Below are 26,494 nucleotides of genomic sequence, written 5' to 3' on the forward strand. Positions count from 1 at the left end.
CACGAATCTGATGATGCTGCTAGATTGTCGCCAGCAGAACTCTCGAGCGAGACTTCCATGGCTGACAGACCCGGTTCACCCGCATCCGCTGCCCGCTCGCTGGCCTTGATTGCGATCATCGTCGGCGTCGTGGCGATTGCGTTTGCCTATACGGCAGGCTGGCTCACGCCAGGCCGGCTGACACCGCCGAAGATCGTCAATGCGCTGGCGCCGCCGGGCGGCCCGGCTTTGGGTTTCCGGCGCAATCATGCAAAGGGCATCTGCTTCACGGGCACCTTCGAATCGAATGGAGCCGCCGCTGCATTGTCGAAGGCGCCCATGTTCGCGCAGGGTTCGTCGCGCGTGACGGGACGCTTCAATCTCGCCACACCTGACCCCAACGCGCCCGACGCGACCGTGCGGGTTCGCGGCCTGAGCCTGCGCGTGGTCGCGCCGGACGGCAGCGAATGGCGTTCGGCGATGATCGACGCGCCCTTCTTCCCCGTCGCGACACCGCAAGCGTTTTATGCGTTGCTCGAAGCCGCGGGACGCAAGGACGATCCCGATGCGATGAAGCAGTTCATCGCCGCGCACCCCGAGTTTGCCGCGTTCGGCGCATGGGCGACGACGGCGCCGTGGACGGCATCGTTCGCGCAGGATCAGTACAACAGCCTCAACAGCTTTGTGTTCACGAATGCCCAGGGGCAGGACCAGGTCGTGCGCTGGTCATTCGTGCCGGCGGCGAAGCCGGAGGCCGTGTCGCCCGACGTCCTCAAGCAACGCCCGGCGAACTTCCTCGACACCGACATCACGCAACGCGTGCAGAGCGGGCCGCAACGCTGGACGATGATCGTCACCGTCGCCAATCCGGGCGACCCGACGGCCGACCCGAGCAAGGCATGGCCGGAAGACCGCCGCAAGGTGGAAGCCGGCACGCTGGTGGTCAGCGCCATCGAACCGGAGCCAGATGGCCCCTGCCGCGACCTCAATTTCGACCCCACCGTCCTGCCAGCGGGGATGCACGTTTCCGACGATCCGTTCCCCGCTGCGCGTTCGGCGGCTTATTCCGTTTCGTTCAATCGCCGGACTGCCGAAGACAAGCACTATCCGCACACGCCCGCCGAAGGAGCGAAGCCATGAAAACGACTCTCGAGCGCTTTACGCCGTTGCAGCGCGCGCTGCACTGGATCATGGCGATCTGCATTCTGGCGATGCTGTTCATCGGGGTCGGCATGGTGTCGACGATCCGGCCTGACTATCTGACGCTGGTCTCGATTCACAAGCCGCTCGGCATGGTGATCCTGATACTCGCGCTGATCCGTCTGGTAGTGCGGCTTACGCGCGGCGCGCCGCGACTCCCGCCCGACATGCCCGAACCGATGAAGCTCGCCGCTCATCTGTCGCATCTTGCGTTCTATGCGCTGATGATCGCGTTGCCGCTGATTGGTTGGGGCATGTTGTCGGCGGCGGAGTATCCCGTGATCGTGGCCGGCATCCAGTTGCCGTGGATACTGCCGCACAGCAACGAACTGCACACGCTGCTATGGAACGCGCACCGGTTCCTGGCGTTGTGCTTTTTCGCGTTGATTCTCGTGCATTTCGCGGCCGCGCTGTTTCATGCGCTGGTCAGACGCGATGGTGTGTTTCAGGCGATGGCGCCCTGGCGCTGAGCGCCCGGCCCGATGTCGCGGATCTTGCGCGCCGGCACGCCGCCCACCAGCGTGTGAGCCGGCACGTCCTTCGTGACGACTGCGCCGGCGGCAACCACCGCCGCCTCGTGAATCGTCACGCCGGGCAGGATGGTTGCGCCTGCACCGATCCACACCCTGTTGCCGACGCGGATCTCGTGGTGATCGAGTCCGCGCCCGATCTCGGGCTCATAGACAATGTCATGCGTCGCCGTTTCGAACGACACGCGCGGCCCGACCTGCACGTCGTCGCCAATCGAAATCCGGCTGTTGCGGCAAGCGAGTCGCGTCTGCGCGTTCAGATAGACGTTGTCGCCGATCGAGATTCCGCAGATCGTCTCTTCGTTGAGGCTCAGTTCGAGGTTCAGCGGACCGATGATCGTCACATCGCGACCGATGGCCATGCCTGCCTGACGGAACATCGAGGCACGCATGCGATTGAAGGGACCGTAGGCCGGCATTGCGTTGCCGAGGGTGATGAAGAGGTGTCGTTTGAATGCCGTCAGAAGTTTCATCGTCCGCGTATCGAGAGACAGCGGGCATGGCCGCTCGATCCGTCCTTAAAAGAGCGATTTTACTGACGGGATGCGCGCCTATGTGCATTGGGTCGCCGACGTGGCGTGTTGTGCGGAGGTTTTGTCGCGAATCCAGGCGCGTTTTCATCTTTCATGCGGCCCATTTGCGCTGGCCCGTTCCATCCGCTTGATGGCAACAGGCGCAAAAGCTCTCATAGACACCTGCTCCCGGCAACTCGATCTCCCCCGTGTTCAGCGCGCGCACGCTCTGAAGCGTCGCCTGCCTGGTCGCGACATTGACGTGCCCGCCTTGCTCCAGCAAGAAACGCGCACGACCCGTCGACCGAGCCGGATGGTTGCCGTAAGAAACAGTGGCTCGTGAGCCGACACGCGCGAACAGGCGGCGGTCGTACGATTTACATCACGACATGCGATATTTACACGCGGCGCCAGCTATCGTCATCGCGCGATTGACCGATGCCGTGCCTAGTCTTTTCCGCCCGGAATCACGGACCCGAGCACCTGGCGCGCCGTGTTGGCGATCACGCTGCCTTCTTTCGGATCGCCTTCCATCAAGGTGCGCGCAAATGCGCGTGCCTGCGCGAGCGTCACGTGCGGCGGCAGCGGCGGCACCTCCGGGTCCGACTTCACTTCCAGCACGACGGGGCGCCTGGCAGCCAAAGCCGTCTCCCATGCGTCGGCCAGCTGCTCCGCCTGATCGACATAAATGCCCGTCAAACCCAGCATTTCCGCAAAGCGGTGATAAGGCACATTGGGCACCTGCTGCGACGCGTCGAACTTCGGATCGCCTTCCATCACGCGCTGCTCCCACGTCACCTGATTCAGATCTTCGTTGTTGAGCACCATGCAGATCCAGCGCGGATCGGCCCATTGCTTCCAGTACTTCGCGACGGTAATGAGTTCCGCCATATTGTTCATCTGCATCGCGCCGTCGCCGACCATCGCGATCACGGGCCGCCCCGGGTGCGCGAACTTCGCGGCAATTGCGTACGGCACGGCGGCGCCCATCGACGCCAGTCCGCCCGACAACGACGCCATCATGCCGCGCCGGATCTTCAGATCGCGTGCGTACCAGTTCGCGCAGGAGCCGGAGTCGCTGGTGAGAATGACGTCGTCGGGCAGGCGTGGCGACAGTTCCGTGAAGGCGCGCTGCGGGTTCACGCCGTTGCTGGCGGGCTGATGCGCCCGTTCATCGAGCGTGTCCCACCAGCGCGAAGTCCAGCGTTCGATACGCGAGCGCCACGTATGGCTATCCTTTTCTTTGAGCAAAGGCAGCAGCGCGCGCAAGGTTGCCGCGCTATCGCCGACGAGGTTCACTTCCATCGGATAGCGCAGGCTCAACATGTCGGCCTTGATGTCGATCTGCACACCGCGCGCGTCGCCTTCCTTCGGCAGGAATTCGGCGTACGGAAAGCCCGAGCCGATCATCAGCAGGGTGTCGCACGCGGTCATCATTTCGTAGCTGGGCTTCGTGCCGAGCAGACCGATCGATCCCGTCACCCATGGCAGATCGTCGGGCAGCGCGGCCTTGCCGAGCAGCGCTTTGGCGACGCCTGCGCCGAGCCGGTTGGCGACGGCGATGACTTCATCGGTGGCGTTCAAGGCGCCGGCGCCGACGAGGATCGCAACCTTATGCCCGGCGTTGAGCACGTCGGCGGCGCGTTGCAGATCGTCTGGTACGGGAATGACGGACGGCTGCGAATAGCCGACACCCGAATGCGCCGTGCCGTGCTTGCGCGCGGGCGGCTCATATTCGAGGTCCTGCAGATCGTTCGGCAGGATTAGCGCCGTGACGCGCCGTTCGGAGAGGGCAATACGTATCGCGCGATCGACGAGGTGACGCACCTGCGCGGGCACGCTGGCCTGCTGAACAAACGCCCCGGCCACGTCCTTGAACATCGCCGCGAGATCGAGTTCCTGTTGATAGTGCGAGCCGAGTGCCGCGCGTGCCTGCTGTCCGACGATGGCGAGCACGGGCATGTGATCCATGCGTGCATCGTAGAGGCCCGTGATCAGATGGGACGCGCCCGGCCCCGACGTGGCGATACAGACCCCGAGTTCGCCGGTGAACTTTGCGTGGGCGCTTGCCATGAACGCGGCCATTTCTTCGTGTCGCGCCTGCACGAACTGGATCTTTCCCTCCGCGCGATTCAAAGCGCCGAACACACCGTTGATACCATCGCCGGGGTAACCGTACATGCGCCTGACGCCCCACTGATGCAACCGTTCGACGATGAAGTCGCCTACTGTCTTTGCCATGGAAAGCCCCACGAAAGAGAATTCGCACACGAGTCGAATGGGCAAGTGTGTCTGGTAGTCGCTGAATCAGCACCAACCAGCAAGTGTCGGGCCGCGGCGTGAGCCTGCAAAGAAGGCCTACGCTCCTGTCTCTTTCGATTGGGTTTGGGATTCCTGTTTTTTCGCCTGGCATCCGCGTGATGCCGTCGCGCTTCTCCTACTGCTCCTCATCCTCATCATCGTCCTCGGGCTCGAGATCCTGCAACTCGACCATCTCCCCATCAACGACCATTTCCGCGCCTGCCTCGAGCGTTTCGCCGAGCACCGGGTCACCGTCCACGATCAACCGGACGGGCGCATCGCCTTCGTTGGCTACTCTCACTTTCATCATCGTGCTCCCTTCAGGACAAAGTCACGCGGCTTCACCGCGACAGGATGCGTCAAACAACTCTTCGCGCAGTAGCAAGTTGCGGATGTGCTTGCAAGATATCGGCCAGCCCTGCCTGGGATCGTGGTACGCGCGACGGGGAACGAACCTTGCTGATTCCGTCATATACGGATGACCCACACGGGGCCGGCGGCGCGACGCGTCGCAGCAGGTTCGACAAGGGAGGGCGCGACGATGAAATCGAGCACACGTTACGTATCTGCCGCATTAGCGGTGGCGGCGCTCGCGTGCGGCACTGCCGGCTGCAAGAAGGTAGACGAGAAAAGCAGCAACACCATGGACTCAGCCAGCAGCGGCGTGATGAGCAATACGTCGGGCATGAGCGGTGCGCCGGGTCAAAGCGCGGCGGCACAGCGCGCGAGCGAGACCGCGACGGCAGCGAACGGCCCGGCGGCCTCGAGCGAGGCGCCCGTCGCCGCTACGCCTTCATCGGCGGCCAGCGCCGTGCCATCCGGCGCCAGCCAGTAAAAGATTGCTGCCCGTCCATTACCGGCGAAACGTGAGGCTGTTGTCGCCCACCAGTTTGCTGCCTGCGGCATCGAGCTTCTTCATCAGCCTCTCTTTCTCCGCCGCCATCACTTCGCCGAGTCGCACCAGGTTGACACCGCTTTCGCGCAGTTCAGGAAAGAGGCTCGATTCCTCTTCCTCGATATGGTGGAGCACCATCTCCGACAGCACCTTGAACGTTGCATCGAACCCATGGTCGCCCGGCTTCAGCGTGTCGAACTTTTCGATCAGTGTCTTCGCGAGAAAGTGCTCGACGTAGGCTTCGTCGACGTCGATCTCATCATCCTTGCCGAGCGCCTTGTGCGCGGCGGGATAGAGGATATTCTCCTCGATCATCGTGTGGACGGTCAGCACCTCGCACGCGCGGCGCGCCAGCGTACCCTTCGCTTCCAGGTCGGAATCGCCGGCCTTTTCGAACGCGTCGAACAGTTGCTTTGCCACGCGATGGTCCGCTTCGAGTAACTCTATTGCGTCGAGTGCGGTGTTTTCGATTGAAGCGTCGGCCGCCAGTTCCTTGTTTGCGTCTTCGTTCATGATTGCCTCCCGGGAATTATCGTCAGTGAACAGTCAGCGATGACATGCACAGCAAACGCCATTCCGCGCCGCTTTCTCCCTGGGGAAAACAAGGTTCGACGGCACCCTGCACCACGAAGCGTCAACCCGCCCACTTCCAGTCGCGAATCTCTTCGCTATCGATCCCCTCGCTATGCGCATAATCAAGATGCCGGATCTTCTGATCGCGCAGCCGTTCCTTCGCGTGATCGCCGACACCACGCAAGCGATGCACGCGATCAATCACGTCGATCGCTAGTGAAAACCGGTCGATACCATTGATGATCGCAAGTTCCAGCGGCGTATTGATGTTCCCCTTCTCCGCATAGCCGTGCACGTGAATATTCGCGTGATTCGTGCGGCGATAGGTCAGCTTGTGCACCAGCGACGGATACGAATGGAAGTTGAAAATCACCGGCTTGTCCGTCGTGAACAGCGAATCGAAATCGCGCCCCGACAAGCCATGCGGATGATCGGAATCGGGCATCAACCGGAACAGATCCACGACGTTCACAAAACGGATCTTCAGATCGGGAAAAAGTCCCTTGAGAATTTCCACGGCTGCGAGCGCCTCCATGGTCGGAATGTCGCCCGCGCTCGCCATCACGACATCCGGCTCGTGATCCAGATCCGTCGACGCCCAGTCCCAAATGCCGATGCCTTTCGTGCAATGCGTGATAGCCGACTTCATGTCCAGATACTGCAAATGCGGCTGCTTGTCGGCGACGATCACGTTCACATAGTCGCGCGAACGCAGGCAATGATCGGCGACGCTCAACAGACAGTTCGCATCGGGCGGCAAATAGATGCGCACGACATCGGGGCTCTTGTTCGTCACGACATCCAGAAAACCGGGGTCCTGATGCGTAAAACCGTTATGGTCCTGGCGCCACACGAGCGACGTGATCAGCAGATTCAGCGACGGCACGGGCTGCCGCCAGCGCAGCTCGCGCTTGGCTTTTTCCAGCCATTTCGCGTGCTGGTTGAACATCGAATCGATGACATGCACGAACGCTTCGTATGTTGCAAACAGACCGTGCCGCCCCGTCAGCGTATAGCCTTCGAGCCAGCCTTCCAGCGTATGCTCGCTCAGCATTTCCATCACGCGGCCATCGGCGGACAACTCGCCGCCGTCGCGATCCGATTCGACGATCTGCGCGAGCCACGTCTTCCCCGATGCTTCGTAAATCGCCGTGAGTTTGTTGCTGGCGGTTTCGTCGGGGCCGAACACGCGAAAGCTCGTCATATTGCGGCGCATGACGTCGCGCAGAAACTGGCCGAGCACATCCGTGGGCGACACGTAGCTCGTAGCGGGCTGGCTGACGTCGACGGCATAGCCGGCGAAGTCCGGCAGGTCCAGCGCCTTGCAGAGCGCTCCGCCGTTCGCATGCGGATTGGCGCTGATACGTCGCGGCCCTTCGGGCGCGAGCGCGCGCAACTCGGCGACCAGCCGCCCCGATTCGTCGAAGAGCGTTTCCGGCCCGTAGCTGCGCAGCCATTCCTCGACGAGCTTCAGGCTCTTGCCGTTGGTCGCGGGATCGGCAATGGGCACCTGATGCGCGCGCCACGAGCCTTCTATCTTGTGCGCGCCGAATTCGCGCGGCCCTGTCCAGCCCTTCGGCGACCGCAGCACGATCATCGGCCAGCGTGGCCGCTGCGCGTCGACATTGCCGCCTTCCTGACGCGCGCGCTGCTGGATCGCGCGAATTTCATCGATGCATTCGTCGAGCGTCGCCGCCATCTGCTGATGCATCTTCTCCGGCTCATCGCCTTCGACGAACCACGGCTTGTAACCGTATCCCGTGAATAGCGCTTCGAGTTCTTCGTGCGGAATACGCGCGAGTATAGTCGGGTTCGCGATCTTGTAGCCATTCAGGTGCAGAACGGGCAACACCGCGCCGTCGCGCGCCGGATTCAGGAATTTGTTCGAATGCCACGACGTGGCGAGCGGCCCGGTCTCCGCCTCGCCATCGCCGATCATCACCGTCACGATCAGATCGGGGTTGTCGAACGCCGCACCGTATCCGTGCGACAGGCTATAGCCGAGTTCGCCGCCCTCGTGAATCGAGCCCGGCGTTTCAGGCGTGCAATGCGAGCCGATGCCGCCCGGAAACGAGAAGAGCTTGAAAAGACGCGCCATGCCCTCTTCCGTTTCGCCACGGTCCGGATAAATCTCCGAGTAGCGCCCTTCCAGATAGCTGTGCGCGAGCGTCGCGGGTGCGCCGTGGCCCGGCCCCGAGATGAAGATCACGTTCAGATCGCGCTGTTTGATGACCCGGTTCAGATGCACGAGCACGAAGCTCTGTCCGGGATCGGAACCCCAGTGGCCGAGCAGACGCCGCTTGATGTGCTCGGGCTTCAGCGGTTCGCGCAAAAGGGGATTCGCGCGCAGGTAAATCATGCCGGCGGACAGATAATTGCAGGCCCGCCAGAAGCGGTCCATGTTGCGCAGTTCATCGGCTTGCAACGGCGTGGGTTGCGGGCGGGTGTCGTCCATTGTGCGTCTCCATGCAGGGGGTTCGCGGTACGCAGTGCCTTCCTAATCATAGAAGGTGGTTTGCGCATGTCCATTGACGTATGTCCATTGCCAATGCATGCGTGTTCGGCGCAGGCGGCACAACGATTGCAGGACGGCTTGCATGGCCCGCCATCCACGGGCTGCGTGCGCTGCAACCGTCACGCATGCATCAAAGGAAGGAGACACAACATGGACGTGCTGATGACGCTATTCGGCGAAGGCAAGGATCTCACCGCCCTGCAGACGGCCATGCGCGCGGTCGTCGTGTTCTTCGCGACGCTCGTGTTCATCCGCATCTCGGGCAGGCGCTCGTTCGGGCAACGCTCGCCGTTCGACTACGTGGTCGCAATCCTGCTCGGCGCCACGCTGAGCCGGGTCATCGTCGGCGCATCGCCTGTGGTGCCGACGCTCGCGGCGGCGCTGGTGATCGTGCTGATTCATCGCGCGCTCGCGTGGTGCTGCGTGCGCTCGCCAAGGCTCGAATCGCTGGTGGTCGGGGTCGAACGGGAGGTATATCGCGACGGACAGTTCAATAGCCGTCAGATGTCAGCTGCGCTGATTACGCGCACGGACGTGTTCGAGGCCGCGCGTCATGAACTTCACGCGCTCGATCTGCACGACGTGCACGCGGCGATTCTCGAACGCAATGGACAGATGAGCCTGATTCGCAAAGGTGCGAACCGGAAGGATGGAAAGACGGACGCATGGACAGGACAGTGTGACGCGTGACGTCACCCGTTAAAAGAAACGGGGCGGGCCGCGCGAGCTTCACGCGAGACCCGCCCCGTCAGCAGCCAGGCTTACTCGGTATCGTTCTTCAGCTGCGGCAGCGCCGACGACTCGCCCGGTGCGAGCAAACCGACCTGCGCGTAGACGCGCAGCTTGTCGCGCGTATCGGTGATGTCGAGGTTGCGCATCGTCAGCTGGCCGATGCGGTCACGCGGCGAGAATGTCGAAGCGACCTTCTCCATCGACAGGCGCTCGGGCTGATACGTGAGGTTCGGCGACTTCGTGCTGAGGATCGAGTAGTCGTTGCCGCGACGCAGTTCGACGGTCACTTCGCCCGTGATCGCACGCGCGACCCAGCGTTGCGCCGTTTCGCGCAGCATGATGGCCTGCGGATCGAACCAGCGGCCCTGGTACAGCAGGCGGCCGAGACGGCGGCCGTTTTCACGGTACTGCTCGATCGTGTCTTCGTTGTGAATGCCCGTGACGAGGCGCTCATACGCGATGAACAGCAGCGCCAGACCCGGGGCTTCGTAGATGCCGCGGCTCTTCGCTTCGATGATGCGGTTCTCGATCTGGTCGCTCATGCCGAGGCCGTGACGTCCGCCAATACGGTTCGCTTCCAGCAGCAGTTCGACGGCGTTCGGGAACGTCTTGCCGTTCAGCGCGACGGGCTGGCCTTCTTCGAAGCGGATCGTCACTTCTTCCCTGGCGACAGGCACGTCGTCGCGCCAGAATGCGACGCCCATGATCGGGTTGACGATCTTGATGCCCGACTCCAGGCTTTCGAGATCTTTCGCTTCATGCGTCGCGCCGAGCAGGTTCGAATCGGTCGAATAGGCCTTTTCCGCCGACATCTTGTACGCGAAGCCCGCCTGGCGCATGAACTCCGACATTTCCGCGCGGCCGCCGAGTTCGTCGATGAACTGCTGGTCGAGCCACGGCTTGTAGATCTTCAGATCCGGATTGACGAGCAGGCCATAACGGTAAAAGCGCTCGATGTCGTTGCCCTTGTACGTGCTGCCGTCACCCCAGATGTTGACGCCGTCTTCCTTCATCGCGGCGACCAGCATCGTGCCCGTCACGGCGCGCCCGATGGGCGTGGTGTTGAAGTAGGTGACGCCCGCCGTCGAAATATGGAACGCCCCGCATTGCAGCGCCGCAATGCCTTCCGCGACCAGCTGCGCGCGGCAGTCGATCAGGCGCGCGCCTTCGGCGCCGTATTCCGTGGCGCGGCGCGGAATCGAGTCGTAATCTTCTTCGTCCGGCTGACCGAGGTTTGCCGTGTACGCGTACGGCACGGCGCCCTTCAAGCGCATCCAGTGCAGCGCGGCGCTCGTGTCCAGGCCGCCGGAGAACGCAATACCGACCTTCTGGCCGGTCGGAAGATTTTCGAGGATTGTGCTCATAATCAAAACCGTTGAATCGACTTTTGAAGGGAATAGGCGGAACTTTATCAGACATGCCCGTCTGCGAGCCGGATTCGGCGGAAAACGGGCATGATGCGATGCTGCGGCGCTACCGCAAGTCAGGCATCGGGATGCAGCGGGTCGTCCAGCAGCGACGCCGGCACCGTGTCGGGATCGGTGGCTTGCGCGTCGTTGAAACACTGCTCCGCCAGATCGATCATGCCGACGGCGGCGTCGATCAGCTCGTCGAGGCGATCCAGCAACGCGCCGCGCGCGCCGGCTTGGCCGGAAGCCGCCGGTTGTCCACCCGGCTGACCGTCAGGCTGAACGTCCGGATGCCCGTTCAACTGCGCGATCAGCGATTCCGCCGCCTGCAGGTACGGAATCGCCTCATGGTAGTTCTCGATCGACACCAGCGCGTTGCTGCGCGCGCCGACCAGCAGGCTGCGGTAGTGATCCGCAAGCTCGGACTCGCGGCTGATCCGGGGCAGTTTGTCGGAAATGCGCTGCAGGCAAGCCGGCACCTGCTCGTCGAGCGCGGCTGCGCGCTGCCGCAGATCGGCGTATTCGGCGAGCAACTGGGCCTGGTCGAACGGGGAAACGCTGTCCATCGTGGGCGGCTCGTTGTCTGGTGAACCCAGCATCTTACTGCACGCGGCAAAGTCGCTGCGCGCCGGGGCCGATGACCTACACTACGCACTACCGCGCCAGCATCGGAACCCGCTATCGACGTACCGCAGCGGAACACCGGCCGCCCCGCGTCAACCCGAGCTGTTGCGTAGTCGATAGCCGCACCGTCGCCGACTGAAATGCGGAGGCCTCGCGATCATGGGACACGTTGCCAGCCGCTTGCGGATTCCCGTGCTCGACTGGATGCACGGCTATCGCAAGGAGTGGATCAAGCCAGACCTCGTCGCTGGCGTCACGGCGGCAGCCGTCGTGCTGCCCAAGGCCCTCGCCTATGCGTCGGTGGCGGGGCTGCCCGTCGAAGTCGGGCTGTACACCGCCTTCGTGCCGATGATCATCTATGCCCTTTTCGGCACCTCGCGGCCGCTCAGTGTCAGCACCAGCGCGACGCTCGCCATCCTGACGGCCGCCGCGCTCGCTCAGGCCGTTCCCGGCGGCGAAACGGCCGCGCTGATGCGCGCCACGGCGACCCTCACGCTGCTCGTCGGCGGGATGCTCGCGCTGGCCGCGATGCTGCGGCTCGGGTTCGTCGCGAACTTCATCTCCGATCCCGTTCTGACGGGCTTCAAGGCGGGGATCGCCGTCGTCATCGTGCTGGATCAACTGCCGAAGCTGCTCGGCATCCACCCTGAGAAGGGTTCGTTTTTTCACAATGTCGCGGCACTGGCGATGGGCATTCCCCACGCGTCGTGGTGGACGGTCGCCGTCGGCGCGACGACGATCGCCCTCCTCGCGGCATTCGAGCGCTACTATCCGCGCGCGCCCGCACCGTTGATCGCCGTCGGGTGCGCGATCGGCGCGGTTGTGCTGCTGGACTTGCCCGCGCATGGCGTCGGCGTGGTGGGCCCTATTCCGACGGGCTTGCCCTCGGTCGTGATACCCGATTTCTCGTTGCTCGGCTCGCTCTGGAAGGACGCCGCCGGCATCGCGCTGATGAGTTTCACCGAAACGATCGCGGCCGGGCGCGCATTTGCGGCCAACGGCGAACCCATGCCGAAGCCGAACCGCGAACTGTTCGCGACAGGTCTCGGCAACGCGGCGGGCGCGTGGCTCGGCGCGATGCCCGCCGGCGGCGGCACGAGCCAGACGGCCGTCAACCGGCTGGCAGGCGCGCGCTCCCAACTCGCCCAGCTCGTCACGGCGGCCGTCACGCTCGGCACGATGCTGCTGCTCGCGCCCTTGATCGGCCTGATGCCGCACGCGACGCTGGCCGCCGTCGTGATCGTCTATTCGATCGGCCTGTTCAGTCCGGCCGATTTCCGCGCAATTCTGCGGATACGCCGCACCGAATTCCTGTGGGCGCTGGTGGCGCTGGCGGGCGTCGTGCTGCTCGGCACCTTGCAGGGCATACTGGTGGCGATTGTGGTGTCGCTGGTCGCGCTCGCGCACCAGGTGGCCGATCCGCCCGTCTACGTGCTGCGCCGCAAGCCAGGCACGAACGTGTTCCGCCCCGTCTCGGACGAGCATCCCGACGACGAAGCGTTCCCGGGGCTGCTGGTGCTGCGGGTCGAAGGGCGCGTGTTCTTCGCCAACGCCGAGCACATCGGCCAGAAACTGCGGCCGCTGATCGACGCCGCGCAGCCGGAGGTCCTTATCCTGGAGATGAGCGCCGTGTTCGATCTCGAGTACACCGCGCTCAAGATGCTGATCGAAGCCGAGAAAAAGCAGCGCGAGCGCGGTATCGCGACCTGGCTCGTGAACCTCAATCCAGGCGTGCTCGCGGCCGTGCAGCTTTCGTCGCTCGGCGCGACGCTGGGTCATGGACGGATGTTTTTCAACCTCGAAGAAGCGCTGGCGGCATGGCACGCGCTTCATGCGCCGGATGCGGCGAACAGCGCATCGACGAAACGTTAGACGCTTGCGTCAAACGCCCTTCCGCCGTCGCGCGATCCGGCGGCGGGCTGATCCTCGCCGATCAGCACCACGGGCATCGGCACATCGACGCCCCGGCCGGGCGGCAAAGGCTTGAGCACATTGTCGGCCAGCCCGGCGATGAACGTGTCGACCGCGAAGATGATGGTCGCGGCGCTCGCGCCCCCGGTGGCGAACACGAAGATGATCACGGGAATCGTGACGAGGGTGGACGGCAACTGCATGATGCCGATCAACAGCACCGCGAGCGCGATCAGGCCCGCGCGGATCAGCACGTCGAGCATGCCGCGCGCAAGCGGCTTCTCCGAACTCTGGATGGGCAGCATCGATTTTCTCCGCTGAGTCACTGCGCGATTACCCGCGCTAACCGTTCGCTCCCGCTGCCCGCGAGATGCGCTGCCGCACCACGCTGATGGCCTGCTTGAGCACATAGACGTCGTGCAGATAACGCGTCGGCACGCGTATCTGGCTCGCCTGCGCGTCGATGCTCTCGAGTTCGTTGTGCCATTGCGAGAGCTGCTCCGCGGATGGCTGCGCGGTGATCCAGATTTCGTCTTCCAGCGCCTTGAGCTCGCGATACCAGACCACGAAGCGTTTCTTGACGCGCGACTCCAGTATCCGCGGCAGCGCCTGCACCAGCCCGATCAGCACGGCCAGGAACGGCACCAGAATCAGCAGACGCCGTTCGACGAAGCTCGCCAGCCAGAACGGCAGGTAGCGCTGAAGGAATGGACGTCCCGACTTGAAATAGCGCTCGCTCTCGCTGGAGACGGGGAATTCGTCCGTATTCAGATTGGGGAAAGTGCCGAGCGGCGTGAAGTAGTCCTCGCCCGCGTGCGCGGTTCTGGCTGCGTCGAGCAACAGGTAGACGAGCGCGGGATGCAAGGTGTCCTTCGCAACCAGCAGCGCCGTCGCGGCCAGCAATGTAACGTCCGTTTGCGGGCGATCGTCGACGACGCTGGTCGACGCGCGCGGGAACACCACCTTCTTCAGCGACGGGAATTTCTGCACGAGCGCATCGGCCTGAGCGAAGCTCATCAGCTTCAGGTCGCTGTTCAGCAACATCTGCTGCATCGGCGCATCCGGCCTGCCGATGAAGAACGCCGCATCGAGGCAGCCGTCTTCGAGGCAGCGCCAGGCCTTCGACGCATCCATCTCGAACAGCTGGGTATTGTCGCGCGTGACATCGCTGTAACCCAGCAACACCCGCGAGACCTCCAATAGCCCGCTGCCCGGCACGCCGACGCCGATCCGTTTGCCGCGTAATTGCGCGAGCCGGTTGATGGTCTGCGCGTCACGATAGAACACCCAGACCGGTTCGTACGAAACGGCGGCAATCGTTTCCAGATGATCGCTCTCCTGCGGCACGGTGGTGCCCGACTGAACGAAGCCGACCTGGTACTCGCTCGCGGGGTCTTTGAGCCGATCGTAGTTCTCGACAGAACCGGACGAACTGCGGATATCGAGCGTCACGCCGTCGCGTTTGAGGATTGGCGCATAGCGCTCCGCAAAGCCGCGATAAATGCCCTTGTCCGCACCCGTCGTGATGACGATGCGCGTCTGAAAAGCCGGTTCGATGACGGCATACAGTCCCCAGCCCAGCGCCGCCAGCGCGATGACGGCACCAACGGCGTAAAGCCACCGGCGCCGCGGCGCGACGGGTGGCCTCTGACTGCGGTGAAGCGCTGGGTTGTCCCTGGGCATCGCCTGGCCCTCTCTTTCGCCAGGGTCCGTTCACCTGTGTGAAAGGACATTCGGATCGCATGTGTCGGAGCGCATGTGTCGCGTATGGGTCGCATCAGGCGTCCAGCGTTCTGTTCAGCGTAATGCACGATTCCGGGGATCGGTATTGGACCAAAGTCCAATGGTGCGGGCCGAGCCGTTGCCAGATACTCGCTGCGTGAAGCCCGCGCTTTCGGTCGCGGCGTGTGCGCAGACATGCCGCGCAACATTGCGGACCTGCGCATTCGCTGTTCTCCCGCCCAGCGGCGAACACGGTGACGGCGCGAAGGAGACCTTCGAAGCAGCCAGGCGACTGGATGTTTTGGCCCGTCAACACAATTCGAACCTGGCTGCCGCGGCGCGCGAGCGCGCTCGTGTTGTCGCGTGATACACGGCACGTATGAGCTTGAATGGGGAGGCGCTCATGGCGTCTTTGTCGTATTGGCGATCGAACTGTTTCGGTCTTGCTATGAGTCAACGTCCGGCGCGCAGGCGGCTGCTGATGCCTCTCGCGCTGCTGGCACTGGCATCGCTCACCGCCTGCAAAAAAGCCCCCACCGAGCCCCCACGCCCGACCATCGAGGTCACCGTCGTGACGGTGCATCAGCAGGAAACCCCCGTCGACTTCGAGTTCACCGCGCAGACACAAAGCTCGCGCGAGGTGGAAATCCGCGCCCGCGTGGACGGTTTTCTCGAGCGGCGCATGTACACGGAAGGCGCGCTCGTCAAGGAAGGCCAGGTGCTGTTCGTGATGGACAAGAAGCCGTTCGAGGCCGCGCTGCAGTCGGCCAAGGGCGCGCTCGCGCAGCAGCAGGCGCGCCTGCTCGTCACCAAGCAGAACCTCGCCCGCGTGATTCCGCTGGCCGCGCAGAACGCGTTGAGCAAGAAGGACCTCGACGATGCCACGGGCAACGAGAAGCAGGCCGAAGCCGCCGTGATCGCCGCGCAGGGCGAGGTGCGCACGGCCGAGCTGAACCTGAGCTACTGCACGATCAGTTCGCCCCTCAAGGGCCTCTCCAGCTTCGCGCGCGTGCAGGACGGCAGCTATGTGACGCCGAACCAGTCGGGCCTGCTCACCTACGTCTACCAGCTCGACCCGATGTGGGTGAACTTCAGCATCTCCGAGAACGAACTGCTGGGCTACCGCGACCAGATCGCGAAGGGCCTGCTGCGCTTTCCGGCCAACAACCAGTTCGACGTGACGATCATCGAGGCCGACGGCTCGGTCTATCCGCAGCAGGGCCGCATCGACTTCGCGAACCCCGCGTTCAACCAGCAGACGGGCACCTTCCTCGTGCGCGCGGTGTTCGCCAATCCGAAGGGCACGCTCAAGCCGGGCCAGTTCGTGCGCGCGAAGGTCTCGGGGGCGGTGCGGCCCAATGCGGTGCTGGTTCCGCAGCGCGCCGTGCTGCAGGGCGCGAAGAGCCACTTCGTGTGGGTGCTCGACCAGGACTCGAAGCCGCATCAGCGCGTGGTCGACGTCGGCGACTGGCACGGCGACGACTGGTTCGTCAACGAAGGGCTGAAGGCGGGCGAGCGCGTGGTGGTCGATGGCGCGATCCGTGTGTCGTCGGATGCGCACATCAAGGTGGTGAGCGCGGCGCCGGGTGCGCCGGGCACGCCTGGCACGCCCGCCTCCGCGCCACCCGCAGCGAGCGCCGCCGCCGCGTCCGCACCGGCCGCGACATTGGCGCAGACGGCAACGTCAACGCCAGCGGGCCGCAGTCCCACGCGCCCCAGCCCATGACCGCCCCGACGACCCGATGACGACCGACGCCATCCGGCGCACCCCGACCCGATGAACATCTCCCATTTCTGCATCGACCGGCCGATCTTCGCCTCGGTCATCTCGATCGTGATCACGCTGGGCGGCGCGCTGTGCATGCTCGCGCTGCCCACCGCGCAGTACCCCGACATCACCCCGCCGCAGATCACGATCTCCGCCACCTACCCCGGCGCGAGCGCCGACGTGGTGGCCAACAACGTTGCCGCGCCGATCGAGCAGCAGGTCAACGGCGCCGACAACATGATCTACATGAGCTCGTCGAGCTCCTCCACCGGCAACCTGACGATCAACGCCTACTTCCAGATCGGCACCAACCCCGAACTCGCCCAGGTCGACGTGCAGAACCGCGTGAACCTCGCGCTGCCGCAACTGCCGCAGTCGGTCACCAACCAGGGCGTGCAGGTACAGAAGAAGTCGCAGGCGTTCATGATGGTGATCGCGATCTACTCGCCCACCGAGCGCTACGACGCCACCTACATCGCCAACTACGCGAACGTCTACGTGCTCGATGCGCTCAAGCGCATCCCTGGCGCGAACCAGTCGAGCATCTTCGGCACGCCCGACTACGCGATGCGCATCTGGCTGCGCCCCGACCGCATGGCGCAGCTGGGCATCACGGCCGCCGACGTGCAGCGCGCGGTGGCCAACCAGAACCAGCAGTTCGCCGTGGGACGATTAGGCCAGTCGCCCACGGGCAATCCCGTCGAACAGTCGTTCGCGGTCACCACCACCGGACGCCTGACGGAACCCTCCGAGTTCGAGAACATCATCATCCGCGCGCAGAGCGGCGGCGCGGCGATCGTGCGGCTCAAGGACATCGGCCGTGCCGAACTGGGGCAGAAGGACTACTCGATCCGCAGCCGCTTCCAGGGCAAGCCCGCCACCGTGATCGCCGTCTACCAGCAGCCGGGCGCGAATGCGCTCGATGTCTCGAAGCAGGTGCGCGCCACGCTCGCCGAGATGAAGAAGTCGTTCCCCGAGGGCATCGACTACGAAATCGCGATGGACACCACCGAGTTCACGCGCGCGTCGATCACGGACGTCGTGCACACGTTCTTCGAGGCCGTCGTGCTGGTGGTGATCGTCGTGTTCGTGTTCCTGCAGAGCCTGCGCGCCACCCTGATCCCCGTGCTGGCCGTGCCCGTGTCGATCGTCGGCACCTTCATGGGCATGGAGGCGCTCGGTTTCTCGATCAACATGCTCACGCTGTTCGGCATGGTGCTCGCCATCGGCATCGTGGTCGACGACGCGATCGTCGTGATCGAGAACGTCGAGCGCAACATGACGGTGAACAGGCTCGATCCGAAGACGGCCGCCAAGCAGGCGATGGACGAAGTGGCGGGCCCCGTGGTCGCGATCGTGCTGGTGCTGTGCGCGGTGTTCGTGCCCGTGGCGTTTCTCGGCGGCATCACCGGCCAGATGTACAAGCAGTTCGCGATCACGATTGCGATCTCCGTGGTGATCTCGGGCATCGTCGCGCTGACGCTCTCGCCGGCGCTCGCGGCGCTGCTGCTCAAGCCCGGCCATCACGAGAAGAAGGGCTTCTTCCGCTGGTTCGACAACCAGTTCGCGCGCATGACGGCGGGCTATACGCGCGCCGTGCGCCTGATCATCAGGCGCTTCGTGGTCGCGCTGCTACTGTTCGCCGGCATGATCGCGCTGGCCGTCGTGATGATGCGCGACATACCCACCGCGTTCCTGCCGCCCGAGGACCAGGGCTATCTGCTGGGCGCCGTGATCATGCCCGATGCCGCGTCGCTCGATCGCACGGGCCAGGTGTCGGACCGCGTGTCCGAGTACTTCATGAAGCAGCCGGCCGTGGGCAGCATCACGACGGTGGATGGCTTCAGCATTCTCGACAGCCAGAACAAGAACAACTCGTCGACGTTCTTCGTCGGCTTCAAGAGCTTCGAGGACCGGTATTCGTCGGCCAATATCCGCACCCAGAACGCGCGCGCCGTGCTCGTCGATGCATACAGGACGCTCTCGCAGATCCGCGAGGGCATCGTCGTGCCGCTCAATCCGCCGTCGATTCCGGGGCTGGGCACCACGGGCGGCACGGAGATGTGGATCCAGAGCAAGGGCGATGCGACGATCGCGCAGTTCGCCGCCGTCGTCGACGACTTCGTCGCGAAGGCGAAGCAGCGCCCCGAGCTGACGGGGGTCACGTCGACCTTCAATGCGAACTCGCAGCAGCTGCTGGTCGACGTGGACCGCGACAAGGCCGAGACGCTCGGCGTGCCCGTCCAGGACGTCTACAGCGCGATGCAGACGATGTTCGGCTCGCTGTACGTGTCGCAGTTCAACCGTTCGAGCCGGCTGTGGCAGGTGATCCTGCAGGCCGAGCCGTCGTACCGGTTGAAGCCCGACGACCTGACGCAGGTCTTCGTGCGCAGCGCGAACGGCAGCATGGTGCCGCTGAAGTCGGTGGTGACCTCGCGCTACGTGACGGGGCCGGACCTGATCACGCGCTTCAACAACTTCCCGGCCGTGAAGATCACGGCCAACGCGGCGCCCGGCTACGCATCCGGCCAGGTGATCAGCGCGCTCGAAGAGGTGGGCGCGCAGATGCCCTCGGAGTACGGCATCGCCTGGAGCGGCGAGGCGTTCGAGGCGAAGCAGTCGGGCGGCACCTCGGGCCTCGTGTTCGTGTTCGGTCTGATCATGGTGTTCCTGATTCTCGCGGCGCAGTACGAGAAGTGGAGCCTGCCGTTCGGCGTGCTGATGGCGGTGCCGTTCGCGCTGTTCGGCGCGCTGCTGGCGATCCTGCTGCGCGGGCTGAACAACGACGTGTATTTCCAGATCGGTCTGACGATGCTGGTGGCGCTCGCGGCGAAGAACGCGATCCTGATCTTCGAGTTCGCGGTGCTCAACCGCGAGGCGGGCAAGTCGGTGTTCGACGCGACGATGACGGCGGCCGAGGAGCGGCTGCGGCCGATCGTGATGACGTCGCTGGCGTTCATCCTGGGCTGCGTGCCGCTGGCGATCGCGACGGGCGCGTCGGCCAACAGCCGGCATTCGATCGGCACGGGGGTGATCGGCGGGATGCTCGGGGCCACGGCGATTGCCGTGTTCTTCATCCCGATGTTCTTCTATGTGCTGGAGACCATGTCGGAGCGCTCGGAGAAGAAGAAGGCCAAGAAGGCTGGCGATGCGCCGCCTTCTGCGCCGGGATCGGGTGCAGGGCCGGGTTCAGCGTCGGGCGAGCCGAAGGTGCCGCCGTCGGCGGGCGGCCCCACAGTGGGCGGTGGGCCGACGACGAACCCGTCCGCACCGCGCGAGGATGACTGACATGCGCCGCGCCCTCGTTCTCTGTGTGCCCTGCGTGCTCGCCCTGAGCGGTTGCCTGCTCGGGCCGGACTACTCGCGCCCGCCGCTCGACGTGCCCGCCACCTACCGCTTCCCCGACAACTACGCGGCGGACATCGCCAACACCGAATGGTGGAAGCAGTTCGACGACCCGGTGCTCGACGACCTGATCACGACCGCGCTGGCGAACAACAACGACGTGAAGATCGCCGCCGCGCGCGTCGACCAGTTCCTCGGCCAGTTCGTGACGACGCGCGCCGCGCTGTTTCCGCAGGTCGGCGCGGGCTTCGATGCCGGACGCGAGCGCATCTCGACGTCATCCTCGCCGCTGCTCGCGAATGTGCAGAACCCCGTGTTCAACACGTACACGGCGGCGCTCTCGGCGTCATGGGAAATCGACCTCTTCGGCCGCAACCGGCGTCTGACGGAATCGGCGCGCGCGAGCCTGCTGTCCACGGAAGAGGCGAAGCGCGGCACGGTGCTGACGCTGGTGTCGTCGGTGGCGTCGTCGTATATCGACCTGCGCAGTCTCGACCGGCAGCTGGAGATCGCGAAGGCGACCACGGCGAGCCGCGCCGAATCCGTGCATGTGTTCGAGCTGCGCTTCAAGGGCGGCGAGGTCTCGCAGATGGAGCTCGCGCAGAGCCAGTCCGAGTATGAGGCCTCGCGCGCGGTGATTCCGCAGATCGAGGCGCAGATCGCGCAGCAGGAAGACGCGCTCTCGGTGCTGCTCGGGCGCAATCCGGGCGATATCCTGCGCGGGCGCGCGCTCGCCGAACTCGCGGCGCCCGCCGTGCCGGCGGGGCTGCCCTCGGACCTGCTGGAGCGCCGTCCCGATCTGCGGCAGGCCGAGCAGGATCTGGTCGCGGCGAATGCGCAGATCGGCGCGGCCAAGGCGCTGTACTTCCCGCAGATTTCGTTGACGGGGCTGTTCGGCACGCAAAGCGGGCAGTTCTCGAAGCTCTTTACGGGGCCCGCGCGCGTGTGGTCGTTCGCGGGCTCGGTCGCGCAGCCGATCTTCGAAGGCGGGGCGATCGTCGGACAGGTGAAGCAGGCCGAGGCGGTGCAGCAGCAGGCGTTGTACGCGTACCGCAAGGCGATCCAGGTCGCGTTCCAGGAAGTCAACGACGCGCTGATCTCGTCGCAGAAGGTGCGCGAACAGTTCGACGTGCAGGGCCGGCAGGTCGAGGCGCTGGCGACCTACGCGCACCTCGCGCGGCTGCGCTACGAGGGCGGCTATACGAGCTATATCGAGGTGCTCGATGCCGAGCGCAGTCTCTTCAACGCGCAGCTGACCCAGACGCAGACGCAGGCGGGCGTGCTGGTGTCGTATGTGAACCTGTACAAGGCGATGGGCGGCGGCTGGGTCGTCACGGCCGAAAGCATGACCACCCAGGCCGCGCAGCATGGCGGCGATCCGGCCGCGCAGGGTGCGAAATGAGCGACCTCGCCCGCCCCTTCACACGCCTCGCCCGCAACGTGAGGCAAGCGTCATGAACCGCCCGCCCGAGCTACCCGAAGCCGTCGCCGTGCCGCGCAAGCGCTGGCGCATCCAGTGGATCTGGCTGGTGCCCGTCGTCGCCGTGCTGGTCGGCATCTGGCTCGCGGTGCAGGCGGTGCTGTCGCAGGGGCCGACCATCACGATCAGCTTCAAGACAGGCGAAGGGCTCGAAGCGGGCAAGACCAAGATCAAGTTCAAGGACGTCGACATCGGCGTCGTGAAGAAAGTCGCGCTGTCGAAAGACTATAAAAACGTCATCGCAACCGCCGAACTCACCCGTGACGCCACCGACATGCTCGTCGACGACACGCGCTTCTGGGTCGTGAGGCCGCGCATCGCGGGCGGCACGGTGTCGGGGATCAGCACGCTGCTGTCGGGCGCGTTCATCGGCATGGATATCGGCCATGCGAAACAGGAGCGGCGCGACTATTCAGGGCTGGAAGTGCCGCCCGTGTTCGCGAGCGACGTGCCGGGGCGCGAGTTCGTGCTGAAAGCGGCCGACCTGGGCTCCGTCGACGTCGGCACGCCGGTCTATTTCCGACGCCTGCAGGTCGGACAGGTCACCTCGTTCGATCTCGACAAGGATGGCGGCGGGGTCACGCTGCACGTGTTCATCAACGCGCCGTACGATCGCTACGTGAACAGCGACTCACGCTTCTGGCAGGCGGGCGGCATCGACGTGACGCTCAACACGGAAGGCGTACAGATCAACACGCAGTCGGTGGTGTCGATCCTGGTGGGCGGCCTCGCGTTCGAGACGCCGACCGCGTCGCTGAGCCGTCCAGAAGCGCCCTCGAAGGCCCTGTTCCCGCTGTTCGCCACGCGCGCCGATGCGATGAAGCAGCACGACCGGATCGTCGAGACCTACGTGTTCAATTTCCAGGGTTCGGTGCGCGGCCTCGTGGTGGGGGCGCCCGTCGATTTTCGCGGCATCACGGTCGGCGAAGTGTCGGCGATCTCCACGCGCTTCGATCCCGCCACGAAGCAGATCAGCATTCCCGTCGAGATCAAGCTGTTTCCGGAACGCTTCACATCGCGTTACGCGTCAGAGCCGAGAGGCGGCCGTCTCGCGGACGACCCGAGAGCGCTGGCCGATTTCCTCGTCGAACGCGGCTTGCGCGGGCAACTCAAGACGGGCAGCCTGATCACGGGCCAACTGTATGTCGCGCTCGAGTTTTTCCCGAACGCGCCGAAAGCCCATATCGACTGGAACCGCACGCCCCCCGAACTGCCGACCACGCCGAGCGGCCTGCAATCGCTGCAGGAGTCGATCAACCGGATCGTGGCGCGTCTCGACAGCCTGCCGCTCGAACAGATCGGCAAGAACGCGCAACAGACGCTCGCCAGCACCGCGCAGTTGATGCGCAATCTCAACACGCAAGTGGTACCGCAGGCGAAGAGCGCGCTAACGGCGGCGCAGGCGACGCTCGATTCCGCGAACACCGCGCTGCAGCCCGATTCGGCACTGCAGCAGGACACCAGCGACGCAGTCCGCGAGCTTGCGCGCACGGCCGCATCGTTCCGCGCGCTGTCGGACTATTTGCAGCGACACCCTGAAGCGCTGCTACGCGGCAAAACCGGGGACGCGAAATGAACCGCGCGAGAGCCCATTGCTCTCGCGCGACGAATGCGTGTGCTACGCGATGCGTCGATAGCCTTCAGAACTTCTCGCGCACATAACGGACGGGCCGGTCGGAAGGGCGATATCCCCCCGCCTTTTTCCGCTTCGGCAGCTTGATCTTCGGGCGCGGCATCGCCTTGTACGGAATGCTTTCCAGCAGATGCGTGATCAGGTTCAGACGCGCGCGTTTCTTGTCGTCGGAGCGCACCACGTGCCACGGCGCCTGATCGGTGTCGGTTGCCGCGAACATGTCGTCCCGCGCGCGCGAGTAGTCATACCAGCGGCTGTACGACAGCAGGTCCATCGGCGACAGTTTCCAGATCTTCCGCTCGTCGGTAATGCGCGCTTCGAGACGGCGCGTCTGCTCGTCCTCGCTGACCTCGAGCCAGTACTTCAGAAGAATGATGCCCGACTGAATGATGGCGCGCTCGATCAGCGGGGCGGCCTTGAAGAAGTTCTGCACCTGATCTTCCGTGCAGAATCCCATGACCCGTTCGACGCCCGCGCGGTTATACCAGCTTCTGTCGAAGAGAATGATCTCGCCCGCAGCAGGCAGATGCGGAAGATAGCGCTGGATATACATTTGCGATTTCTCGCGATCCGTCGGCGCCGGCAGCGCGATGACGCGAAAAATGCGCGGGCTGACGCGTTCCGTGATCGCCTTGATCGTGCCGCCCTTGCCTGCGCCATCGCGTCCCTCGAACACCACGCAGACCTTCGCGCCCGTTTGCACGACCCATTCCTGCAGTTTCACCAGTTCGATATGAAGCGACTTGAGTTCTTTTTCATAGTCCTTGTTCTTCATTCGTCCCGGCGCTTTCGTGCTTTCACGCGCGCCACTCGACTCTGCGCTGCGTACGCTGTTCTTTTCGTTCTTCAATTCAGGCATCGCTCGTCTCCTGTGACCGCCGTGTCGGTTCGGCTCGCGGCCCATGCCGCGCATGGACCGGACCGGTTTCAGGATTCGTCCCGCGTGGGCACGACCTGCACCGTCAGCGTGCGGCTTTTCCAGAACATGTTGTGAACGCGCGGCTGCAGACTCTGCAACACATGCGCGCCGACGTTATTGAACTCAAGCACGACCGCGGGACGCTCGCCCGTTCCTTCCACGCGCCGGATCGAATCGAACGGCGGAAACCCGTAGTGACACAGGAACGTTTTGATTTCTTCGTCGGTCGTGTTGTCTTCGATATTGCCAACCCAAAGCTCAGCCATAACGACGTTCTCCTCATTGAAAGTCAGCCCATCGAACAAAGCGCACAACGTTGACAAGCCGGCGATAACTTATCGGGTCCTTCAAAACCAGTTCGGTGCATGCAAACAGTCTATGACTTTCCACGCGCGTTGTCGGGTTTCCGCAAGCGTCTCAACAATACGAATTGCACAACGCTGAAGGTGATCTCCGCAAAAACTGAAACGGCGCCCATCAAGGCGACGATGCCGGCTTCGCGCTTTCCTGCTTTTGCGGTTCGTCAGGGACTGCCGCCCGCTCGTCTTCCTTCTTTGCCTCGCGCGCCTTCTGTTCGGCCTTGCGCTGCGCGTCCTGCATCGGCTTCAATGCGGACGGTTGCGCAACGGCCTGTTGCAACGGCGCCAGAGAAACGGAAATACATGTGGCTGCGGCCAATAAAAGCAGATAGATCTTCATCAGTTGACTCCTGCGTTTCGCTAAAGACCGTCACATCTTTCCGATCTTAAAGAGCGCGCATGGCGGCGTCGATACGCAATCCCCCGGGCGGCAGATCGGAGCGCCGAAAGCGCACCAGCGCGAAGGCGCGCATCTGCGGCGTGACGCCGGGAACGCGTACGAAGTGAAACTCGATATCGTTGCCCCCTTTCGTCTCGCCTTCCCGAACCACGTTCATCATATCGATGCGGATGTGCCGGCTCTTGATGTAAACGTATTCCGCCGGCTTGCCGAACACTTCGCAAATGCCTTCGAGTTCGTGTTCGACGATATTGGTGGGCACTCTGAGCGCGGCAAGGCTCTCGGCGTTCTGCGCGATCTGCGACTGCACATGCGCGAGTTCGCTCACTTCGACAGCGTCGCCGCTGCCCGCGACGGAGGCCAGGCCCGTGCCGCCGCGATGCAGCAGCGCAACGCGTTCCTGCATCAGTTCGCGCCCGCGCGCGAGGCGCGCGGCGCGCGTGGACGCCAGCATCGACAGTCCTTCGAGCGCCAGCTGATCGATCAGTCTGCGCTCGATTTCTTCGCGTAGCGACGTTTCGGTTCGCCCGCAGACCCTCACGCGGTGGTCGCCGAAACTCAGCGTGGTTTGCGCGACGTCGTGATGCAACGTGTCGCCGTCCAGCGCGACGCCCAGCACGTGCCGCTCGGTCAGGGCCATGCCGAGCGTACCGTGCACGTCGACGGCGTCGGGATTCGATTCGAAGAAAGCGCGCACCTCTTGCGAGCGGCCGAAGGTATCGGCGATATCGTCGGGGGTGGCGAAGAATGCGCGCAGGCTCGGATTGCCGGCCCACGCGTCGGCGCTCGCATCGAGCGTGGCGGGCAGCGAGGCCATCAGTTCGTCTGCGTATTCCAGCGTCGCTGCAACGGGTTGTGTGAGGCGATGCCGGTAACGGCTGACAACGGCGATCCGCGGATGAATCGCGACAATGCGTCCGATTGCCTCGTCGATGCGTGCGGCTGGCATCGGCGGCACCGATGAGCTATCGCGATGAAATAGCCGGGTCAACAGGCCCATTGCCGCTATCTCCGTGAAATGAGGCACAGGTCGGAACCCATTGCACTCCGTGAAGTGAGGCACAGGTCGGAACTCATTGCACTCCGTGAAGTGAGGCACAGGTCAGAACCCATCGCACTCCGTGAAGTGAAACACAGGTCAGAACAGCGTCGATCGAAAAACAGCATACCGCATGAAAAGTCCGCTGCGTGAGCGCGTCGCGTCTGACGTGACCATGGGCCGCAGCGCGATGCATTGCCACTAGCCGTCCGCGACCTGCCTGAAATCATCGAAGCGCGCGAACGGCGGCGCCAACTCTTCCACCTCCATCCTGTCGACGAGCGCTGCCGGCATGCCGTCGGCCATCCAGTCACGCATCTCGTTCACTGCCGTTGCCGCGCCCTGCAATAGCGCCTCGACAGACCCGTCCGCATGGTTGCGTACCCAGCCCGTGATGTCGAGCGACTGTGCGTGCTGGACGCATGCGGCTCGGTATCCGATGCCCTGTACCGTGCCATGCACGCGTATTAGCAGCGTTTTGATGAGGTCATCGGGCTCTTTTGCCATTCTTGGTCTCCACTTTCTGGCATTGGGCGATGGTGCGGCAGCCTGATGTGCAATATGCACGTCGTATGGGGTTTTTATGTCGCCTGGCCAGGTCGAACGTGACGCTTAATCTTCATATTAAAACGCTGGCTGGACCGCGGA

22 protein-coding genes and 1 pseudogene are annotated in these 26,494 nt (G+C 64.0%); 9 read left to right on the forward strand and 14 right to left on the reverse strand.

Annotation, left to right across the window (positions count from 1 at the left end):
- The first annotated feature begins 57 nt into the window (after nt 1-57).
- Entirely contained in the window at nt 58-1,119 is a 1,062-nt protein-coding gene (locus tag C2L66_RS22480) for a catalase family peroxidase (protein WP_054934824.1), read from the forward strand.
- Entirely contained in the window at nt 1,116-1,649 is a 534-nt protein-coding gene (locus C2L66_RS22485) for a cytochrome b (protein WP_054934825.1), read from the forward strand. Before C2L66_RS22480 ends, C2L66_RS22485 begins: the two co-directional genes overlap by 4 nt.
- On the opposite strand, the gene C2L66_RS22490 is transcribed toward C2L66_RS22485, so the two are convergent.
- From C2L66_RS22490 to C2L66_RS40760, 3 genes are all read right to left on the reverse strand, one after another.
- The gene (locus C2L66_RS22490) at nt 1,625-2,182 is read right to left on the reverse strand and encodes an acyltransferase (RefSeq protein ID WP_060606704.1); all 558 of its coding nucleotides are present in this window, start codon (nt 2,180-2,182) and stop codon (nt 1,625-1,627) included. The two genes, C2L66_RS22485 and C2L66_RS22490, sit on opposite strands and share 25 nt — an antisense overlap.
- Before the next feature lie 486 nt (nt 2,183-2,668).
- The gene (locus C2L66_RS22500; protein WP_060606702.1) at nt 2,669-4,462 is read right to left on the reverse strand and encodes a thiamine pyrophosphate-requiring protein; all 1,794 of its coding nucleotides are present in this window, start codon (nt 4,460-4,462) and stop codon (nt 2,669-2,671) included.
- Between the two features lie 196 nt (nt 4,463-4,658).
- Nucleotides 4,659-4,829, reverse strand: coding sequence for a hypothetical protein (locus tag C2L66_RS40760; protein ID WP_158512184.1), 171 nt, complete (start codon nt 4,827-4,829; stop codon nt 4,659-4,661).
- Nucleotides 4,830-5,165: 336 nt separating this feature from the next.
- Here C2L66_RS40760 and C2L66_RS22505 point away from each other — a divergent pair, with 336 nt between their 5' ends.
- Nucleotides 5,166-5,357 carry a hypothetical protein gene (locus tag C2L66_RS22505; protein WP_227244644.1) on the forward strand — a complete coding sequence of 64 codons (192 nt, stop codon included), beginning with the start codon at nt 5,166-5,168 and terminating at the stop codon, nt 5,355-5,357.
- 18 nt (nt 5,358-5,375) lie between these two features.
- Here C2L66_RS22505 and C2L66_RS22510 read toward each other — a convergent pair whose 3' ends face one another.
- Complete coding sequence (locus C2L66_RS22510) at nt 5,376-5,930, reverse strand: hemerythrin domain-containing protein (RefSeq protein WP_054934830.1); 555 nt, start codon at nt 5,928-5,930, stop codon at nt 5,376-5,378.
- A gap of 121 nt (nt 5,931-6,051) precedes the next feature.
- A complete protein-coding gene (locus C2L66_RS22515; protein WP_060606695.1) occupies nt 6,052-8,445 on the reverse strand; it encodes a phosphoketolase family protein in 2,394 nt (797 codons plus the stop codon).
- Nucleotides 8,446-8,655: 210 nt separating this feature from the next.
- Between C2L66_RS22515 and C2L66_RS22520 the strand changes: the two genes are divergently transcribed.
- Entirely contained in the window at nt 8,656-9,195 is a 540-nt protein-coding gene (locus C2L66_RS22520) for a DUF421 domain-containing protein (RefSeq protein ID WP_060606692.1), read from the forward strand.
- A gap of 71 nt (nt 9,196-9,266) precedes the next feature.
- On the opposite strand, the gene argG is transcribed toward C2L66_RS22520, so the two are convergent.
- Entirely contained in the window at nt 9,267-10,601 is a 1,335-nt protein-coding gene (gene argG, locus C2L66_RS22525) for an argininosuccinate synthase (RefSeq protein WP_054934833.1), read from the reverse strand.
- A 119-nt stretch (nt 10,602-10,720) separates the two neighbouring features.
- Nucleotides 10,721-11,212: a hypothetical protein gene (locus C2L66_RS22530; protein WP_060606690.1), complete on the reverse strand. Its 492-nt coding sequence runs from the start codon at nt 11,210-11,212 to the stop codon at nt 10,721-10,723.
- Nucleotides 11,213-11,429: 217 nt separating this feature from the next.
- On the opposite strand from C2L66_RS22530, the gene C2L66_RS22535 reads away from it, so the two are divergent.
- Entirely contained in the window at nt 11,430-13,142 is a 1,713-nt protein-coding gene (locus C2L66_RS22535) for a SulP family inorganic anion transporter (RefSeq protein WP_060606688.1), read from the forward strand.
- A 56-nt stretch (nt 13,143-13,198) separates the two neighbouring features.
- On the opposite strand, the pseudogene C2L66_RS22540 reads toward C2L66_RS22535, so the two are convergent.
- Both C2L66_RS22540 and C2L66_RS22545 read right to left on the reverse strand, forming a co-directional pair.
- Nucleotides 13,199-13,423: pseudogene (locus tag C2L66_RS22540) on the reverse strand (AI-2E family transporter); the annotation flags it as partial.
- A gap of 100 nt (nt 13,424-13,523) precedes the next feature.
- Nucleotides 13,524-14,864 (reverse strand): TAXI family TRAP transporter solute-binding subunit, encoded by a 1,341-nt coding sequence (locus C2L66_RS22545; protein ID WP_060606680.1) that lies wholly within the window; start codon nt 14,862-14,864, stop codon nt 13,524-13,526.
- Between the two features lie 487 nt (nt 14,865-15,351).
- On the opposite strand from C2L66_RS22545, the gene C2L66_RS22550 reads away from it, so the two are divergent.
- From C2L66_RS22550 to C2L66_RS22565, 4 genes are read left to right on the forward strand one after another with little or no spacing between them, the layout of a single operon-like run.
- Nucleotides 15,352-16,629 carry an efflux RND transporter periplasmic adaptor subunit gene (locus C2L66_RS22550; protein WP_233445030.1) on the forward strand — a complete coding sequence of 426 codons (1,278 nt, stop codon included), beginning with the start codon at nt 15,352-15,354 and terminating at the stop codon, nt 16,627-16,629.
- A gap of 51 nt (nt 16,630-16,680) precedes the next feature.
- A complete protein-coding gene (locus C2L66_RS22555; protein WP_060606677.1) occupies nt 16,681-19,959 on the forward strand; it encodes an efflux RND transporter permease subunit in 3,279 nt (1,092 codons plus the stop codon).
- Between the two features lies 1 nt (nt 19,960).
- Nucleotides 19,961-21,418, forward strand: coding sequence for an efflux transporter outer membrane subunit (locus C2L66_RS22560; RefSeq protein ID WP_098021649.1), 1,458 nt, complete (start codon nt 19,961-19,963; stop codon nt 21,416-21,418).
- 52 nt (nt 21,419-21,470) lie between these two features.
- Entirely contained in the window at nt 21,471-23,072 is a 1,602-nt protein-coding gene (locus C2L66_RS22565; RefSeq protein ID WP_060606664.1) for a PqiB family protein, read from the forward strand.
- A gap of 64 nt (nt 23,073-23,136) precedes the next feature.
- Here C2L66_RS22565 and ppk2 read toward each other — a convergent pair whose 3' ends face one another.
- From ppk2 to C2L66_RS22590, 5 genes are all read right to left on the reverse strand, one after another.
- Nucleotides 23,137-23,988, reverse strand: a complete 852-nt coding sequence (gene ppk2 / locus C2L66_RS22570; RefSeq protein ID WP_060606662.1) for a polyphosphate kinase 2 — start codon at nt 23,986-23,988, stop codon at nt 23,137-23,139.
- A gap of 68 nt (nt 23,989-24,056) precedes the next feature.
- On the reverse strand, nt 24,057-24,314 hold the full coding sequence (locus C2L66_RS22575; RefSeq protein WP_060606659.1) for an RNA recognition motif domain-containing protein: 258 nt from the start codon (nt 24,312-24,314) through the stop codon (nt 24,057-24,059).
- 211 nt (nt 24,315-24,525) lie between these two features.
- Complete coding sequence (locus C2L66_RS22580; RefSeq protein WP_224100939.1) at nt 24,526-24,747, reverse strand: hypothetical protein; 222 nt, start codon at nt 24,745-24,747, stop codon at nt 24,526-24,528.
- 46 nt (nt 24,748-24,793) lie between these two features.
- A complete protein-coding gene (locus C2L66_RS22585; RefSeq protein WP_060606654.1) occupies nt 24,794-25,807 on the reverse strand; it encodes a hypothetical protein in 1,014 nt (337 codons plus the stop codon).
- Nucleotides 25,808-26,047: 240 nt separating this feature from the next.
- Complete coding sequence (locus tag C2L66_RS22590; protein WP_054935277.1) at nt 26,048-26,353, reverse strand: acylphosphatase; 306 nt, start codon at nt 26,351-26,353, stop codon at nt 26,048-26,050.
- Between the last annotated feature and the right edge of the window lie 141 nt (nt 26,354-26,494).

The organism is Paraburkholderia caribensis (assembly GCF_002902945.1).
GTDB classification, from domain to species: domain Bacteria; phylum Pseudomonadota; class Gammaproteobacteria; order Burkholderiales; family Burkholderiaceae; genus Paraburkholderia; species Paraburkholderia caribensis.